The 14,919-nt window shown below is 41.4% G+C and carries 15 protein-coding genes and 2 riboswitches; of the genes, 6 read left to right on the top strand and 9 right to left on the bottom strand.

From position 1 onward, the window contains the following. Positions 1-2: 2 nt before the first annotated feature. The 5 genes from I2484_RS05290 to cudC form a co-directional block, all read right to left on the bottom strand. Complete coding sequence (locus I2484_RS05290) at positions 3-179, bottom strand: hypothetical protein (protein WP_207149997.1); 177 nt, start codon at positions 177-179, stop codon at positions 3-5. Beyond that, positions 157-846 (bottom strand): response regulator transcription factor, encoded by a 690-nt coding sequence (locus I2484_RS05285; protein WP_207149996.1) that lies wholly within the window; start codon positions 844-846, stop codon positions 157-159. Before I2484_RS05285 ends, I2484_RS05290 begins: the two co-directional genes overlap by 23 nt. Positions 847-986: 140 nt before the next feature. Continuing rightward, the gene (locus I2484_RS05280; RefSeq protein WP_207149995.1) at positions 987-1,871 is read right to left on the bottom strand and encodes an EamA family transporter; all 885 of its coding nucleotides are present in this window, start codon (positions 1,869-1,871) and stop codon (positions 987-989) included. Positions 1,872-2,569: 698 nt separating this feature from the next. Further along, positions 2,570-3,493 (bottom strand): glycine betaine ABC transporter substrate-binding protein, encoded by a 924-nt coding sequence (locus tag I2484_RS05275; RefSeq protein ID WP_346014158.1) that lies wholly within the window; start codon positions 3,491-3,493, stop codon positions 2,570-2,572. A 37-nt stretch (positions 3,494-3,530) separates the two neighbouring features. After that, positions 3,531-4,097 (bottom strand): choline uptake/conversion transcriptional regulator CudC, encoded by a 567-nt coding sequence (cudC, locus tag I2484_RS05270; RefSeq protein WP_207149994.1) that lies wholly within the window; start codon positions 4,095-4,097, stop codon positions 3,531-3,533. A 279-nt stretch (positions 4,098-4,376) separates the two neighbouring features. Here cudC and betB point away from each other — a divergent pair, with 279 nt between their 5' ends. Then, positions 4,377-5,852: a betaine-aldehyde dehydrogenase gene (gene betB, locus I2484_RS05265; protein ID WP_207149993.1), complete on the top strand. Its 1,476-nt coding sequence runs from the start codon at positions 4,377-4,379 to the stop codon at positions 5,850-5,852. Between the two features lie 55 nt (positions 5,853-5,907). Next, positions 5,908-7,119, top strand: coding sequence for an iron-containing alcohol dehydrogenase (locus I2484_RS05260; protein ID WP_207149992.1), 1,212 nt, complete (start codon positions 5,908-5,910; stop codon positions 7,117-7,119). Positions 7,120-7,543: 424 nt separating this feature from the next. On the opposite strand, the gene I2484_RS05255 is transcribed toward I2484_RS05260, so the two are convergent. Continuing rightward, a complete protein-coding gene (locus I2484_RS05255; protein WP_207149991.1) occupies positions 7,544-8,173 on the bottom strand; it encodes a nitroreductase family protein in 630 nt (209 codons plus the stop codon). Between the two features lie 134 nt (positions 8,174-8,307). On the opposite strand from I2484_RS05255, the gene I2484_RS21375 reads away from it, so the two are divergent. The 4 genes from I2484_RS21375 (at position 8,308) to I2484_RS05235 (ending at position 11,372) form a co-directional block, all read left to right on the top strand. After that, positions 8,308-8,643 carry a winged helix-turn-helix transcriptional regulator gene (locus I2484_RS21375; RefSeq protein ID WP_346014157.1) on the top strand — a complete coding sequence of 112 codons (336 nt, stop codon included), beginning with the start codon at positions 8,308-8,310 and terminating at the stop codon, positions 8,641-8,643. A gap of 185 nt (positions 8,644-8,828) precedes the next feature. Next, positions 8,829-8,875: riboswitch (PreQ1 riboswitch) on the top strand. 7 nt (positions 8,876-8,882) lie between these two features. Beyond that, positions 8,883-9,383: a QueT transporter family protein gene (locus I2484_RS05245; RefSeq protein ID WP_207149990.1), complete on the top strand. Its 501-nt coding sequence runs from the start codon at positions 8,883-8,885 to the stop codon at positions 9,381-9,383. 71 nt (positions 9,384-9,454) lie between these two features. Further along, the gene (locus tag I2484_RS05240) at positions 9,455-9,685 is read left to right on the top strand and encodes an excisionase family DNA-binding protein (protein WP_207149989.1); all 231 of its coding nucleotides are present in this window, start codon (positions 9,455-9,457) and stop codon (positions 9,683-9,685) included. Positions 9,686-9,881: 196 nt separating this feature from the next. Further along, entirely contained in the window at positions 9,882-11,372 is a 1,491-nt protein-coding gene (locus I2484_RS05235; protein WP_207149988.1) for a BCCT family transporter, read from the top strand. Positions 11,373-11,410: 38 nt separating this feature from the next. Here I2484_RS05235 and I2484_RS05230 read toward each other — a convergent pair whose 3' ends face one another. Genes I2484_RS05230 through I2484_RS05220 form a run of 3 tightly spaced genes read right to left on the bottom strand, consistent with a single transcriptional unit; the run spans position 11,411 to position 14,541 of the window. Then, complete coding sequence (locus I2484_RS05230) at positions 11,411-12,397, bottom strand: homoserine dehydrogenase (protein ID WP_207149987.1); 987 nt, start codon at positions 12,395-12,397, stop codon at positions 11,411-11,413. Further along, the gene (locus I2484_RS05225) at positions 12,355-13,221 is read right to left on the bottom strand and encodes a homoserine O-acetyltransferase family protein (RefSeq protein ID WP_207149986.1); all 867 of its coding nucleotides are present in this window, start codon (positions 13,219-13,221) and stop codon (positions 12,355-12,357) included. The genes I2484_RS05230 and I2484_RS05225 overlap by 43 nt, the downstream gene beginning before the upstream one ends. A 30-nt stretch (positions 13,222-13,251) precedes the next feature. Beyond that, positions 13,252-14,541: an O-acetylhomoserine aminocarboxypropyltransferase/cysteine synthase family protein gene (locus I2484_RS05220; protein WP_207149985.1), complete on the bottom strand. Its 1,290-nt coding sequence runs from the start codon at positions 14,539-14,541 to the stop codon at positions 13,252-13,254. Positions 14,542-14,666: 125 nt separating this feature from the next. Continuing rightward, a riboswitch (SAM riboswitch) is annotated at positions 14,667-14,782 on the bottom strand. Between the last annotated feature and the right edge of the window lie 137 nt (positions 14,783-14,919).

The following is a 14,919-nucleotide window of genomic DNA, read 5'->3' as shown; positions in this document are numbered from 1 at the left end:
CGTTAAACGCCTCCTTTAATTAGCCTGTTTAATTGGGCGATGGCCCGACTAGAACGTTCCACACCATTACCAACTAAATCGATGATGTGGGAGAAACAATAACCAATACTTAATGCCCCAATAACAATTGCAAGGATTGACCAAAAAGCAGCGTAATCATTTTTCGATTTTGTAACCAATGCCCCACACCACCTTCACATATCTCGGATTTTTTGGATCTGCTTCGATTTTTTCACGAATTTTACGTATATGGACAGCAACAATATTTTCAGCATTGTACGCCGCCTCGTTCCAGACGCGTTCATAGATTTCATTGATGGAAAACACGCGCCCCGCATTTTTCATCAGCAATTCTGTAATTTTGTACTCAATGGGCGTCAGCTTCACAACATCGCCCTCGACTGTTATTTCCTTTGCTTCTTCATCAAGAACAAGACCGTCAACTTCAATTTTTTTCTGACCGTCATACGTACCAAATTGAATATAGCGACGTAATTGTGACTTCACCCGCGCCATCAACTCCATTGGATGGAACGGTTTGGTTACATAATCATCAGCGCCAACGGACAAACCGTGAATTTTATCAGAGTCCTCCGCTTTTGCACTTAACATGATAATCGGGATATTGCGCACTTCCCTAATTTTGAATGTTGCTGTGATACCATCCATGTTCGGCATCATAATGTCGAGAATGAGAAGATGGACGTCGTTCGCCTCCAATAACTCCAGCGCCTCTTTGCCATCCGCGGCCTTTAGTACGTCGTATCCTTCATTTTTCAAATAAATTTCAATCCCGTCACGGATATCCTGATCGTCATCCGCTACAAGCACTGTGAACTTCGCCATCTTCCGCACCTCGCTTTTCTTAACTCTATGATACCAATTGTACCCGCCAAATCTTAACATTTACCAACTGTAATTATGAAGAAAGTCTTAAGATAGTCAAAAATAGGCCTTCCTATAATTACAGGAAGGCCCAGTGCCAATTAAGTAAGTAAATTAGATTTCTTCATCTTCCTACCACTCAACGTCAACACAAGAATTCCACCAAGCAACATCGCAATACCTGCCCACGACGTTCCATTCAGTCGCTCACCTACAACAATTACACTCAATATAGCAGCAGTCAGCGGTTCAGCAAGTGACAGCGTTACGGCTGACGATGAAGGTATCCGTTTCAATCCGGCAGAAAATAGGATATATGCCACACTGGTTGTAACGATCCCAAGATACAACACGACAGATATTCCACGCCCAGTCATAAGCCCTTCCGTTTCGAATAAAAACAAAAATGGCAGAAGCATTATCGCACTCATCGAAAAGATAACCGCAACAGCAGGCACAGCATCCACCTTGTCTAGTACGTCTTTATTGACGAGGGTATAAAAGGCAAACAACAATCCAGCTCCAAGTGACATCGCGATTCCCACTGGATTGACAACGATTCCATCTTTATTTAAAAAGAGCAGTGCACATCCTATAATTGCAAGTGCTGTCGCCATGATCCACACCCGGGTCGGACGGCGCTTCAATAATAACCATTCAATGATTCCGGAAAAAACGGGAGCACTTCCGATTGTGACGACCGTGCCTATAGCAACTCCCGTCAATCTGACAGAGGAAAAAAATAAATATTGAAAAATAGCCATTGATATAGCTGCGTACAGCGTAGATTTCCACGGCCAATTTCGAAAATCGATTTTACGCATAATGAGCAAAATAACTAGTAATGAAAAACCACCTATAGCAAGCCTCGATGCCCCCACTGCCAATGGGTGGATTGTTTGTGGCATAAACGTCTGTGCGGTGCCGGTCGTTCCCCAAAGTATCGCTCCTACTAGTACGAATAAATATGAAATACGCTGTGACACAGTTATCCCCTCTTTCTCTATATAGAAGATACCATACAAACAGATTGTTCCAACACCTTAACTCGTACATATCCCCCCACCTTACTGGATGCTCAAAAGACACACAATCCTTTAGCTAAAGGATTGTGTGTCTTTATTAGTCAACGTCTATTAATGAACAGCACTACAAAACATCCTTGTATGTACAGTCTAATAATAACACGTCTGTTGATTAACCAAAAGTATCCAGCGAGTATCTTGATCACCCCCTGCCCACTACTTGTATAGTTGCGCTATTGCATCGCTTTGGATTGAATGACTTCTATAATACATCACATGATTACATGAATAATCTTTGCTAAAAGTAAGCAAGGAACACATTGTACAACGTACTAGAGTGCCTGAAATTGTATCTTCGGGCACTTACACTCTCTATAGAAAGTCATCTATTCTTTTCTTCCAAAACAATTGCATTTTCCACTTGAATAGTGTAGGTTCGCGACAGGCAACTATTCGCAACAGGATTACTGAAAATAGTGTGGCTAGAAGTGACTCCGTCACTTCTAACCACACTAGGACCCCTCTGTACATCTGACATGAATAGTTAGCCGTAAGCGGGCCAAAAATAGTCCAGTAAAAAATGGAGGTTATCAAGCCCTTCCTACCAGTATTTTATGCAAATAAATATTTAATCAACAGATGTGTAATAATAAGTAACTTTATTGCACGCCTTTTGTCCATTTCTTAACTAGTTCCTCATTATTCTCAACAAATTCTTTAGCTGCTTTTTCAGGGTCTGTTCCATTAAAAATATTGACCATTACAGCTTCCAAATGCTCTTTGTCCCACTCGAATTGATTCAAAATTTGGTAGGCTGCCGGCGAATCCTGTTCTAGACCTTTGCGGGTAAGTGTACGAATATCATCCGGCTCTCCAAATACGCCTTTCGGATCTTTTAGATATTTCAAGTCATATTCTTTAAATGCCCAGTGTGGAGACCAGAGCGTCACGATAATATCTTCTTTTTTCTTTATTGCCCTGTCTAATGCAGCCATCATTATCGCGTCACTGGTGGCTTTTAATGTCCAGTTATCTAAGCCATATTCCTTCATTGCTTCCTCAGTAATTTGCATCTGGCCCGCGCCTGGATCAATCCCAGTGATCGTCCAACCAGTCGCTTCTCCAACGGAATTAGCATTTTCTTTCATCTCTTCAATGGAATCGATTTCTACATAACTAGGCACAACTAAGCCTAACGGCGCTTCTTTTAGGTTAGGACCTAAATCTACTAATTCATCCTCAAACTTTTCCCAATAACTTACGTCTGTATATGGAAGCCATGCTGAAATCATCGCATCAGCCGACCCATCCGCTACAGCAATATACATCGCGCCTGTATTAACTTCTTTCAAAGTCACGTCATAGCCGACACTCTCAAGTACCTCTTTTATCACATGATTACTTCCAATTTCTGTTGCCCAAGATACGTAAGGTATCGTAATCTTTTTCTCTCCAAGCTGATTCTTTTTATCATCCGATTCATTCACGCTTTTCTCATTACTTCCGCATGCCGACAATATAATTGCAACTACAAATATACTTATTAGACTTAACAAACTACTACTTTTTCTTGAATTTCTCACTATTATCCCCCTTGGTTGATGGTAACGCATTTTCCCTTTATTCTTTTTCAATATCTTCTATTGGTAAATATGTAAATATCTCTCCCGACTCAATCAAGTCAATCAGCCGAGTCAACCAATTGTAATAACTTTTGGATTCACGAATTTGATTATTTAAATTCCCTGCATATTCTCTAATACCACGACTCACTTGATCATTATTGATAATTGCTTCAAGCTCTTTCTCCGCATCATCAATTGCTGTTACATTCATCTCTACTTCACGTTCCCACTTTTTACAATAAAAAGTGATGAATGATTTAAAGAAATTTGACTCTGCTACAAAATGTTCCCTCCTCGATCCCTTTTCCCATGTTTTTTGTACCATTCCATTACTCCGTAGTTTTTTAACCGCAGTACTCATACTTGGTTTGGTCATTCCTAGACGGTCTTTCATTTGATCCAGTGTCATTTCACCTTCAATATACATCGTGCCATAAAGGCGCCCCGCTGAAGGAGTGACACCATATAAATCCATCGTTTCAGCAATCGCACCGATGATTGTTTGTTTTGCATTTTCTATTGACGCTAATGCAACTTCATCTTTTTTTAATTGTGGGGACATCTGTATTATTCTCCTTTCCCTAAAGAACCTTTGTTAAATATATATTTTACACCCTTAATACTCAAATAGCTAGGATAGATGCTAAATTGAAATCTAATTACTTTAAAAATAGAGAACCTTATACTTTGCATGTTTTAATAAGGATTTTTTCTTCATACTCTTTAAAAAACCCAATATATTTACATTAATTATTCTTTATGTTACATTAATGATTGTCATCAACGTTAAATTTAAATTTAACGAACTTAACGAACTAAATACAAAGGAGTGGTTATTAAGATGATCGCTATTCAGAAAATGTATATAGATGGTAATTGGGTTGTAGCAAAATCACGAGAAACCCGGGAAATTATCAATCCATATAATCAGAAGGTTATCACTACTGCTACTGAAGGAAATGCAGATGATGCAAACACGGCGATACTCGTCGCTAGAAAAACCTTCGATCAGGGTAGTTGGGCGGCTACACCTGCAAACGAACGTGGAAAACTTCTCTATAAGATTGCAGCATTCATTGAACGAGACCAAGATGAATTAGCTATGCTAGAAACATTAGATACCGGAAAAACACTAATAGAAAGTAAAGCCGATATGGTGGATATCGCAGAAGTATTTCGCTACTTTGCCGGGCTGGCTGATAAGAATGGAGGCGAACTCATTGAATCACCTAATCCTAATTCAATGAGTAGGGTTGTTCGGGAACCTGTTGGCGTTACTTCCTTAATCTTACCTTGGAACTATCCCCTACTACAGGCGTCATGGAAAATTGCACCGGCGCTTGCTGCTGGTAATACGATTGTCTTGAAGCCTAGTGAAATCACACCTTTAACGACAGTTAAAATTACCGAATTAATTGAAGAAGCCAATGTTCCAAAAGGCGTATTTAACTTAGTACTCGGACCAGGTCACAGTGTTGGACAGGCGATGGCAGATAGCCCACTTGTTGATCTAATTTCTTTTACAGGTGGTATTGAAACAGGCAAAAACATTATGGCTTCGGCTAGTGGTAACTTGAAGAAAATCGCATTAGAGCTTGGAGGAAAAAACCCTAATATCGTTTTTGCCGATAGTGATCTAGATACGGCTGTAGATCAGGCATTAAACGCTGTTTACTTCCACGCTGGCCAAGTCTGCTCAGCGGGTGCTCGGTTGCTGGTTGAAGACGAGATTCATGATTGGTTTGTCGATAAATTAGTAGAACGTGTTAAGCGAATAAAACTTGGAGATGGCTTTGATGTACATACGCAATCGGGTCCAATGATTTCGGCAGAACAGCGCAGTAAAATTGAAAAATATGTGGAAATCGGAAAAGAAGAGGGAGCAAAACTAATAATTGGTGGTGGACGACCAACAGATCCCTCACTCGCAAACGGCTTCTTCTATCTCCCAACTATTTTCACAGAATGTACAGCTAATATGCGGATTGTTCAAGAAGAAGTATTTGGTCCTGTCTTAACAATTGAACGCTTTTCTAGCGAGGAAGAAGTCATTTCATTAGCAAATGATACTATTTATGGTCTTGCTGGCGCTGTTTGGTCCAGAGATATACTAAAAGCGGAACGAGTAGCTAGTCAATTACGAATGGGGACCGTTTGGATTAACGATTTTCATCCATACTTTGCGCAAGCTCCTTGGGGTGGATATAAACAATCAGGTATCGGACGTGAGTTAGGTAAAACTGGATTAGAAGAATATACAGAAGTAAAACATATTTACCAAAACACAAAACCAGAACCAGTAAACTGGTTTAAATAAACAAAATAGTAACAGACGATTAAGTTGATAAAAATTAGTAGGGGGCAATATTATTATGGCAGGTATGAATATGAAATTTGAACAAATGACGATAATGCAATCTTTTGAAGTTCCAACAATTATCAAACACGGAATTGGTATCATTAAATATGCGGGTAATGAAATTAAAAGCCTCGGTGTTACCAAGATACTACTCGTTACTGACCCAGGTATTTACAATGCAGGAATGACAACATCAGTAGAGAAGTCCCTAGCGGCAGCTGGAGTTGAAGTCGTACTCTTCAATCAAGTCGAAGCGAACCCACCTATAAGAGTTGTCAATGAAGGGTCTAAACTTTATAAAAAGAATAAATGTAATGGCCTTGTCGCAGTTGGCGGTGGTAGTTCAATGGATACGGCAAAAGCAATTGGTGTTGAAATAGCACATAACGCATCAGTTTTAGAATACGAAGCTGCTGATGGAAAAAAACCATTAGTAAACCGTATTCCCCCATTAACAACGATTCCAACAACGGCCGGCACAGGTTCTGAAGTGACACAATGGGCTGTCATCACTGATGAAGAACGTGAATTTAAATTTAATACTGGTGGTCCACTTATCGCGGCACACTTAACGATTATAGACCCTGAACTTCACACTTCAATGCCACCACATGTCACGGCAATGACAGGTATTGACGCCCTTTCTCACGCAATTGAATGTTACACAATGAAATATGCTCAACCAGTAACCGATGCTGTCGCGCTGTTGGCAATTGAGTACGTGGCGAATTATATTCATCGAGCATATGCGGATGGAGCCGACATTGAAGCTAGGTACGGTATGGCGCAGGCCGCAATGCTCGCTGGACTTTCATACGGTAGTGAATCTGCTGGCGCAGCACATGCAATGGCACAAACACTTGGCGGTATTATAAACGTGCCACATGGTCAATGTGTCTCTTGGATGCTAGGTCCCGTGATGGAATTCAATTGGAAGGGCAATCCAGAACGCTTTGCACGCATTGCTCAAGCTTTAGGTATCAATACATCCCAGATGACAATCGAGGAAGCAGCGAAAGCAGCGGTAAATAAAGTATATAAACTTGTGGAAGATATGGATATTCCCTCGTTAAAGGAACAAGGTGTCTCAGAAGATATGATTCCACGCCTTGCCAAAGCAGCAATGACGGACCCACAAACAATTGGTAATCCTCGCGATCTATCAGTCAAAGATTACGAATGGATATACAAACGTTGTTATAATCTAGTACCTAAGACCTTGTGAATATACACAAACATGAAAAGCACAAGGCGCCGTTTAAGACCTGACAGGCATAAGGCGGAGCGGCGTAACTCCTAGCAAATGAGCCTTCAGGCGTCTAGCACTTAGACACTAGTCCAAGGTGAAAAACGTATACTTTCTTATCTTTTTCAAAAACATGAGTCACACTATTTTTCATTCCAAATTAAAGTGAAATGCAACTATTGAACATTCAAAAACAAGGCCCATAAGCTTATGGGCCTTGTTTTTTTGTTCGACCACCGCCACCTGTACAACTTTCCTCTCCCACTCAACGTCAATTCAAGAATCACGCCAAGTAGCACCACAAACACCTGTCCATGATGTTCGATTTACAGTCGCTCACCTACGATAAACATGCATATATAAAAAAAGCCCGAAACAGCTAGCATTTCGGGCAAGGATATTCTTATATAAAACGTACAACCTCATCTAAAGGCAAGCGCGAGGACCCGTATGCCGGGGCAGCAGCCTTACCTAAGGCAATCAGTACAACTGGGAATTGATCAGCGGAAAGGTCGAATCTCTCAGCAAATTTCACTTTATCAAAGCCACCCATCGGTAAAGTATCATAGCCTTTTTCTTTAGCAATCAACATCAATTGCATAGAAACAAGTCCTGCATCAAAAGAAGCAATGTTCGCTCTTACCTCTCTTGGCATATTTGGATAAACTGCATTCGTACTGGCAATTGTGAAATCCTTAATAGAATCATCCATATGTCCTTCTGCAACGTTTTGTGTGTAAATTTGTTCCACTTTCTTATACGCGTCGATATTCCCCAAGACCGCAATAACAGCAGATGAATCCTCGACGGCGGCTTGATTATTGGCAATTGTTTTCAGTTCCTTCTTCAATTCTGCGTCTTGAAAAACGATAAAGCTCCAAGATTGTAGGTTGCTGGATGAAGGAGCGATTGTAGCCAATTTTAGCATTTCTACAATTTCCTCTTTTGCGATTGTAGCGTTCGTATCAAACACCCTTACTGATTTTCTTGCGTTCATTACACTATATAAGTTTGAATCCAATGTCGTTGTCATCGTATTGCCTCCTCTTAATCAACTTACTATTAGTAAGTCATTGAATTTAACTTACCATTAGTAAGTTTGTTATGTCAACACTAACGATTCATGTTAAGATGAATGAAAGATGAGGTAGACTGGAGGTTTTACTAGTGGACCGACCATACGATTGCGAAAAGTTACCACATATCTGCAGTAACTTTCACGATACCATCGAATTTATCGGTAAAAGATGGACGGGGATAATTATTTATACATTGATGTCCGGACCGAAGCGTTTTCATGAAATAGCTGAAGCCATTCCAGGAATATCAGATCGACTTCTGACCGAACGGCTGAATGAATTAGTTAAGGAAGGCCTAATAACAAAAAAACATCTTGAATCTTCCGCCAAGAAAGTCGAATATGAACTCACAGCAATTGGCATGGCATTAAAGGATGTCATTATTGCCATTCGGAACTGGACGAAAAAGCGAGCAAACCTTTAGACCCGTTGAGTTAATTCAACATACAAAATGTCATTAAATCAAAGCTATTCGACTTTATTTTATAACAATAATAAGAGCTATATCCTTTATTACAGGTTATAGTTCTTTCCCTTTATTTCCTTCCCCCCCTACATATTGGCATGTACGAATCAAAAACACTATGATACACTGTATTGCAGGCTTTTCAACACGTGGTTCGTCAACCATCCCACGCTAAAAAAACTAGGAGGAAATGAATAATGAAAATAAAAACATTAACAACAAACGGTATTATTGCGGCCTTATATGTTGCTGTCACATTTTTAATCGCACCATTTGGATTCACCCTCATTCAATTCCGTATTTCAGAAGTTTTCAACCATCTTGTCGTTTTCAATAAAAAATATATTTTCGGAATTATAATTGGTGTATTTGTCGCTAACTTGCTCTTTTCACCAATTGCAGTTGATATTATTTTTGGAGTACTTCATTCAGCACTTGCTCTATCGATAACGATTTTTTCCGCAAAATTCATTAAGAGCATCTTCAAAAGAATGCTATTTAACACAGTCACTTTTACAATTTTAATGATTATTATTGCATTTCAACTTAGCCTTTTTGCAGATATTCCAGAATTCCACGGATTGCCGTTCCTTATCATATATCTGACACTTGCTATCGGCGAATTCGTTGTCATGGCAATTGGAATTCCGATCATGATTGCTTTGAATAAACGTCTAAACTTCGAAAAACTGATTTAATATAACCCATCCTCTCCATTTCACCGTTTACGATTGAAATAGAGCGGGGTTTTTTTAAGGAGCTGTATACCATGTATGTCTCAATCCAAGAAACCGCTGAACATCTCAGCATGCCCGTCGAACAAGTAGAGAAGTACGTGCGGGAAGGTCGTATCCGTTCCGTCCATGATGGCGAACAATTTCTCATTAATAAAGATCAGTTTGGCCTCTATCTGGAACAACTCGAAATGTTGAAACACCAAATCGACGAATGGCGGAACGAACCGATCCCACCCGATCGTGACATTAAAGACGAAGATTGAAAACCCGGCTGAAAGTCTGCGGACTTTCAGCCGGGTTTATTTCATTTGAAATGGGTTATCATTCCGTGTAATTTCGGAAAAAGATTAAAAACCTCTATAAACGGAAATACTAAATACACCAATTGATTGCTTTAAAAGCACTTTACTAGTATAGTAAGAAGCTGTTTCTAAATTACCAGTTACACGAGGGGGAATTATGAAGAAAATTTCAAATGTCTTTTACATCACAATTGGTCTGATTATTTTGACCGTCGGGTATGGCGCGTTAGCACCCGAACATTTCGCTGCTGTCACAACTAACGCCAAAGACTTCGTTGCGTCGTCTTTTGGTTGGTACTATATGCTACTCATGTCATTTATGTTAGCACTAAGTTTCTATTTTATCGTCAGTCCATACGGAAAAATCCGACTTGGAAAAGATACGGACCGTCCGCAGTTTTCAACAGTTACATGGGTTGCCATGCTGTTCTCTGCCGGGATGGGAATCGGCCTCGTCTTTTATGGTGCCGCTGAACCGTTATCTCACTTTGCAATCAGCCCTGCTTCGGAAGATCCCAATACGGATGCCGCCTTTAAAGAATCCTTACGTCAGTCTTTCTTCCACTGGGGTATCCACATATGGGCCATGTACGGAGTTACTGCACTATCTCTAGCCTTCTTCCAGTTCCGCAAAGGAGAACCGGGATTAATTTCAGCAACATTGAAGCCGATATTCGGTAAAAAAATGCTTGGTCCGTGGGGGACTCTCGTTGATGTACTCGCTGTTTTTGCGACAGCATTCGGCGTCGCTACATCTCTCGGCTTCGGTGCTGTTCAAATTAATGCAGGCCTCAACTACTTATTTGGTATTGAGATATCTATCTTTTCACAGTTTGTCATCATTGCAGTCATCACGGTCTTGTTCGTTATATCCGCATGGTCTGGGTTAAGTAAAGGTATCAAGTATTTGTCGAACACAAACTTAGTCCTTACACTAGCACTTCTTGGATTTATCGTTGTACTAGGACCGACATTGCTCATTTTCAATATGTTCACCGATTCATTTGGCGGCTACTTTTCAAACCTCATTCAAATGAGTTTCGGCACGGCACCTCTTGATTCTACTGATCGGCAATGGCTCGACGGTTGGACAATTTTCTACTGGGCATGGTGGATTGCTTGGGCACCGTTTGTCAGTATGTTCATTGCTCGTATTTCAAAAGGGCGGACAATAAGGGAGTTTATGATTGGCGTACTTGCTGCCCCTACACTTCTTGTTACTTTCTGGTTTACAGCGTTTGGTTCGACAGCGATTGATATTCAGAAAAAAGGACTTGTCGACTTAACGATACCAAAAACAGAACTAACTATTTTTGAAATGTTCAATGTGATGCCTTTGTCGTTCATCATATCCATTTGTGCGATTTTATTGATTGTTTCATTCTTCATCACATCAGCGGATTCAGCAACTTTTGTCCTCGGTATGCAATCAACCAACGGTTCATTGACGCCACCGAATAATGTAAAGCTCATTTGGGGCGTTATTCAATCGACAATTGCGCTTATTTTACTATCTGTCAACGGCCTATCCGCCTTGCAAAACACGATTATTATCGCAGCTTTACCTTTCTCTTTCGTCATGCTGCTCATGGTTGTCGCGTTGATCAAAGCATTGAAAGCCGAATTAAAGTTAATGAAATTAAAATAATGACCAAAAAGCGATTCCATATATGGAATCGCTTTTTCTTAACTAGTAACAAGAACTTTTTCATGTTTCCCAATCATTTGGAGAAAGTCTCCAACCATTGCACTTGCCGTTGGATACATACCTGCGCCCGGACCAACAAGTGTGAGCGCACCAAGATAATCAGTTTCAACAATGATTGCATTATTTACGCCATCAACACCATATAGCGGATGTTCTGGACCAATTAGTACCGGCCCCACACTTCCGTGTAATAGTCCCTTTTCATCAATCAAAATTTCAGCGACATGTCGATAGCGAAGTTTAGCCTTAGATGCATCCGAAACGTCTTCAATGGTAACCCTGTCAATCCCGACAACCGGAACGTCTTGCCAATTTGGTTGGCTACCAAATGCAAGTGCGCTCAAAATCATCAGTTTCCGAAAGGCATCTTTGCCACTTATATCGTCCGTTGGATCTGCTTCCGCATAACCAAGCGCCTGCGCTTCATGAAGTGCGGCTTTAAATGGTATTCCTTCGTTCCGCATCTTCGTCAAGATAAAGTTGGAAGTACCATTCAAAACGCCTCGAATTCGTCGCACTCGATCTGTCAGTAATAAGTTTGTCACTGTACGGATAATCGGTACACCGCCCGCTGTCGTTGCTTCGTAACCAAAGTTAACTCTGCGGAACTTCGCATGCTTTAGCAACGCTGGACCATGTTTCGCAAACATCGTCTTATTCGCTGTTATAACATGAAAACCTTTTTCTACCGCTTCCGAAAGATACGTATAAGCGGGCTCCTCCCCAACAATCGCCTCAAAGATGAAATCTATGTCCGGATTTGACAAAACTTCCTGAATGTCGTCCGTTATCCTCGTTCCAGGTGTCGCTAGACGTTCTTTCGCCTTATCCCGAACCAAGATAGAAACGATATCGATTACACAGCCGGTTTCTCGTTTAATCTCTTCTTTTCTTTCATTCAAAATCCTATAAATCCCTTCACCTACAGTGCCGAAGCCAAGTAGAGCAACTTTGATTGACGGCATACCGCCACCTCCATGGACTGGTTGATGACAAGTCCCCATTTTTCAAATTCCGTTAAAAAGCTTTCATGGCCATTTTTTGTATTGACCAAACAATAGATTGAATTAGGAATCATATGGACAAAAGTTCGAGTTTCTTCCGTCGGACACATCGGATCGTGCGTAAACGCAAAGGCCACTACTTTTGCAGCTATCCGGCTGGAAGCTAGTTCAATGCCCCCCCGATCACGGCCGATATCATGTGTATTCATGGCACGGATTAAGGGATAGAAACTCTCCATGTCATTTCTGCTATTTCCAAAAGGAGACTGTCTGCTCCCTATTTTAGTTGATTGCGGCGTCACGGCCATTGGAAATAGAATATCCATATCCTCGGGATACAAAATGCCCCATTCAAGTACACGCATGCCACCAAGCGAACCGCCGATGACCGCCCGTAATCGATTGACACCCAGTTCTGCCAACGCTCTCCGTTCCGCGTGCACCATATCGCGGATTGTTACTTCCGGAAATAAATTCCTATAAAACTCACCCGTGGCTGGATTAACAGCTAACGGTCCTGTTGACCCGTTACTTCCGCCAAGTGCGTTAAAAGATATGACTGTTAACCCGTTCGTATCGATACTTTTCACTCGGCCAACAAGCCCGCTCCACCAACCCGGGTTTTCATCCGTTCCAACTGTCACATGATTTCCTGTCAAGGCATGACAAACTAAGACGATCGGTCTATCCAGACTGCCTTTTCTTTCATAAGCAAGCTGTACATTTTCTAAGACGACACCGGATTCCAATGTCATGTTACCGATTTCTACAATTCCCGTCTTCACGATTGTCACGCCCTTCCTGTTACCCTAAAATCATACCGTTACTGGTACTGCTAGCTCAATCGCTTGTGCAAGGTCTGCAATAATATCTTCTACAGATTCAAGCCCAACCGATAGTCTGATCAATTCTTCTGTTACGCCCGACTTTTTCAAATCTTCAGGTCCTAGTTGCTGATGCGTCGTTGAAGCAGGATGAATAATCAGCGATTTTGCATCCCCAACGTTCGCAACATGCGACCAGATCTTAACGTTATCAATTACATTTCGGCCTGCATCGCGTCCACCTTTAATACCAAATACAATAATGGAACCGAAACCGTTTTTCAAGTACTTTTTCGCAAGGTCATAAGATGGGTGATCTTCGTTGCCTGTATATGTTACCCATTCAACAGAAGGATGTTTCTTCAAGAACTCCGCTACCTTAACGGCATTTTCATTATGCCTTGTCACACGCAGATGCAACGTTTCAAGTCCTTGTAGGAAGTTGAATGCACTATCCGGATCTAAGCAAGGCCCGAAGTCACGCAAGAGTTGAACGCGTAGTTTAGTCGCAAACGCCGCTGCCGCTGTATCAATTCCGTAACGAAGGCCATGATATGATGCATCTGGCTCTGTGAAGCCAGGGAACCTACCTTGTGTCCAATCAAATGTACCCGCATCGACAGCAACTCCACCGATTGTCGTCCCATGCCCACCAATCCATTTTGTAGCAGAATGGATGACAACATCCGCACCAAACTCGATAGGATTCGAACCATACGGAGATGCAAACGTGCTATCTATAAGAAGTGGAAGGCCGTTTTCATGCGCAATGTCCGCAACCGCTTCAATATCAAGAACATGAAGACCCGGGTTACCAATTGTTTCTGCGAATATGGCTTTTGTTTTATCTGTGATTACTGCGCGGAAGTTTTCTGGATCCGTTGGGTCGACAAATTTCACATTAATGCCGTAACGCGGAAGCGTAGTGGCGAATAGATTATACGTACCCCCGTACAAATTGCTTGCTGCAATAATTTCATCTCCGGCCCCTGCAACGTTCAAAATGGAGAACGCAATAGCTGCCATGCCAGATGACAATGCAACTGCAGCGGTACCGCCTTCAAGAAGTGCAATACGCTCTTCAAATACGGCAACGGTCGGGTTTGTGATACGTGTATAGATATTGCCTGCTTCTTGTAGCGCAAATAGTTTTTGGGCATGTTCTGTATCACGGAATACAAAAGATGTGGTTCTATGAATTGGAACTGCGCGTGAACCAGTTACGGGATCCGGTTTTTGTCCACCGTGTAGAAGAAGTGTTTCGGGTTGAAGTTTTGTCAAAGTCATTACCTCCAGAGTTTTTTTAGATGGATATGAGTGTGATGTACGGAGGCGTTAGGGGTATTTTCGGAATAAAAAATAACCCCCTTCGCTTAAGAAGAGGGTTACGCTTTCGCTTATTCCTCCCCTTATCTTTCAGACCGTTCGCACGAATCTGTAGGAAGTAGCACCTTTGCAAGTTTGTCACTCGCTGGTTGCCGGGCATCGCAGGGCCTATTCCCTCCGCCGCTCTTGATAAGAGTTTGTGATATTCAGTTTTCCATCTTGTGACATAGTATAGTAGATATCTTAATACTTTGTCAATAGTTTATTAAACAATACTTCTGAAACTTGTGTCTATATAGAATGTTACACTTAACCTATCGCTATTTTAGGAGG

Origin of the sequence: Sporosarcina sp. E16_8, assembly GCF_017347095.1 — a bacterium.
Taxonomy (GTDB): domain Bacteria; phylum Bacillota; class Bacilli; order Bacillales_A; family Planococcaceae; genus Sporosarcina.
The sequence above is the reverse complement of the archived record's forward strand: the minus strand, read 5'-3'. Positions and strand labels throughout refer to the sequence as shown.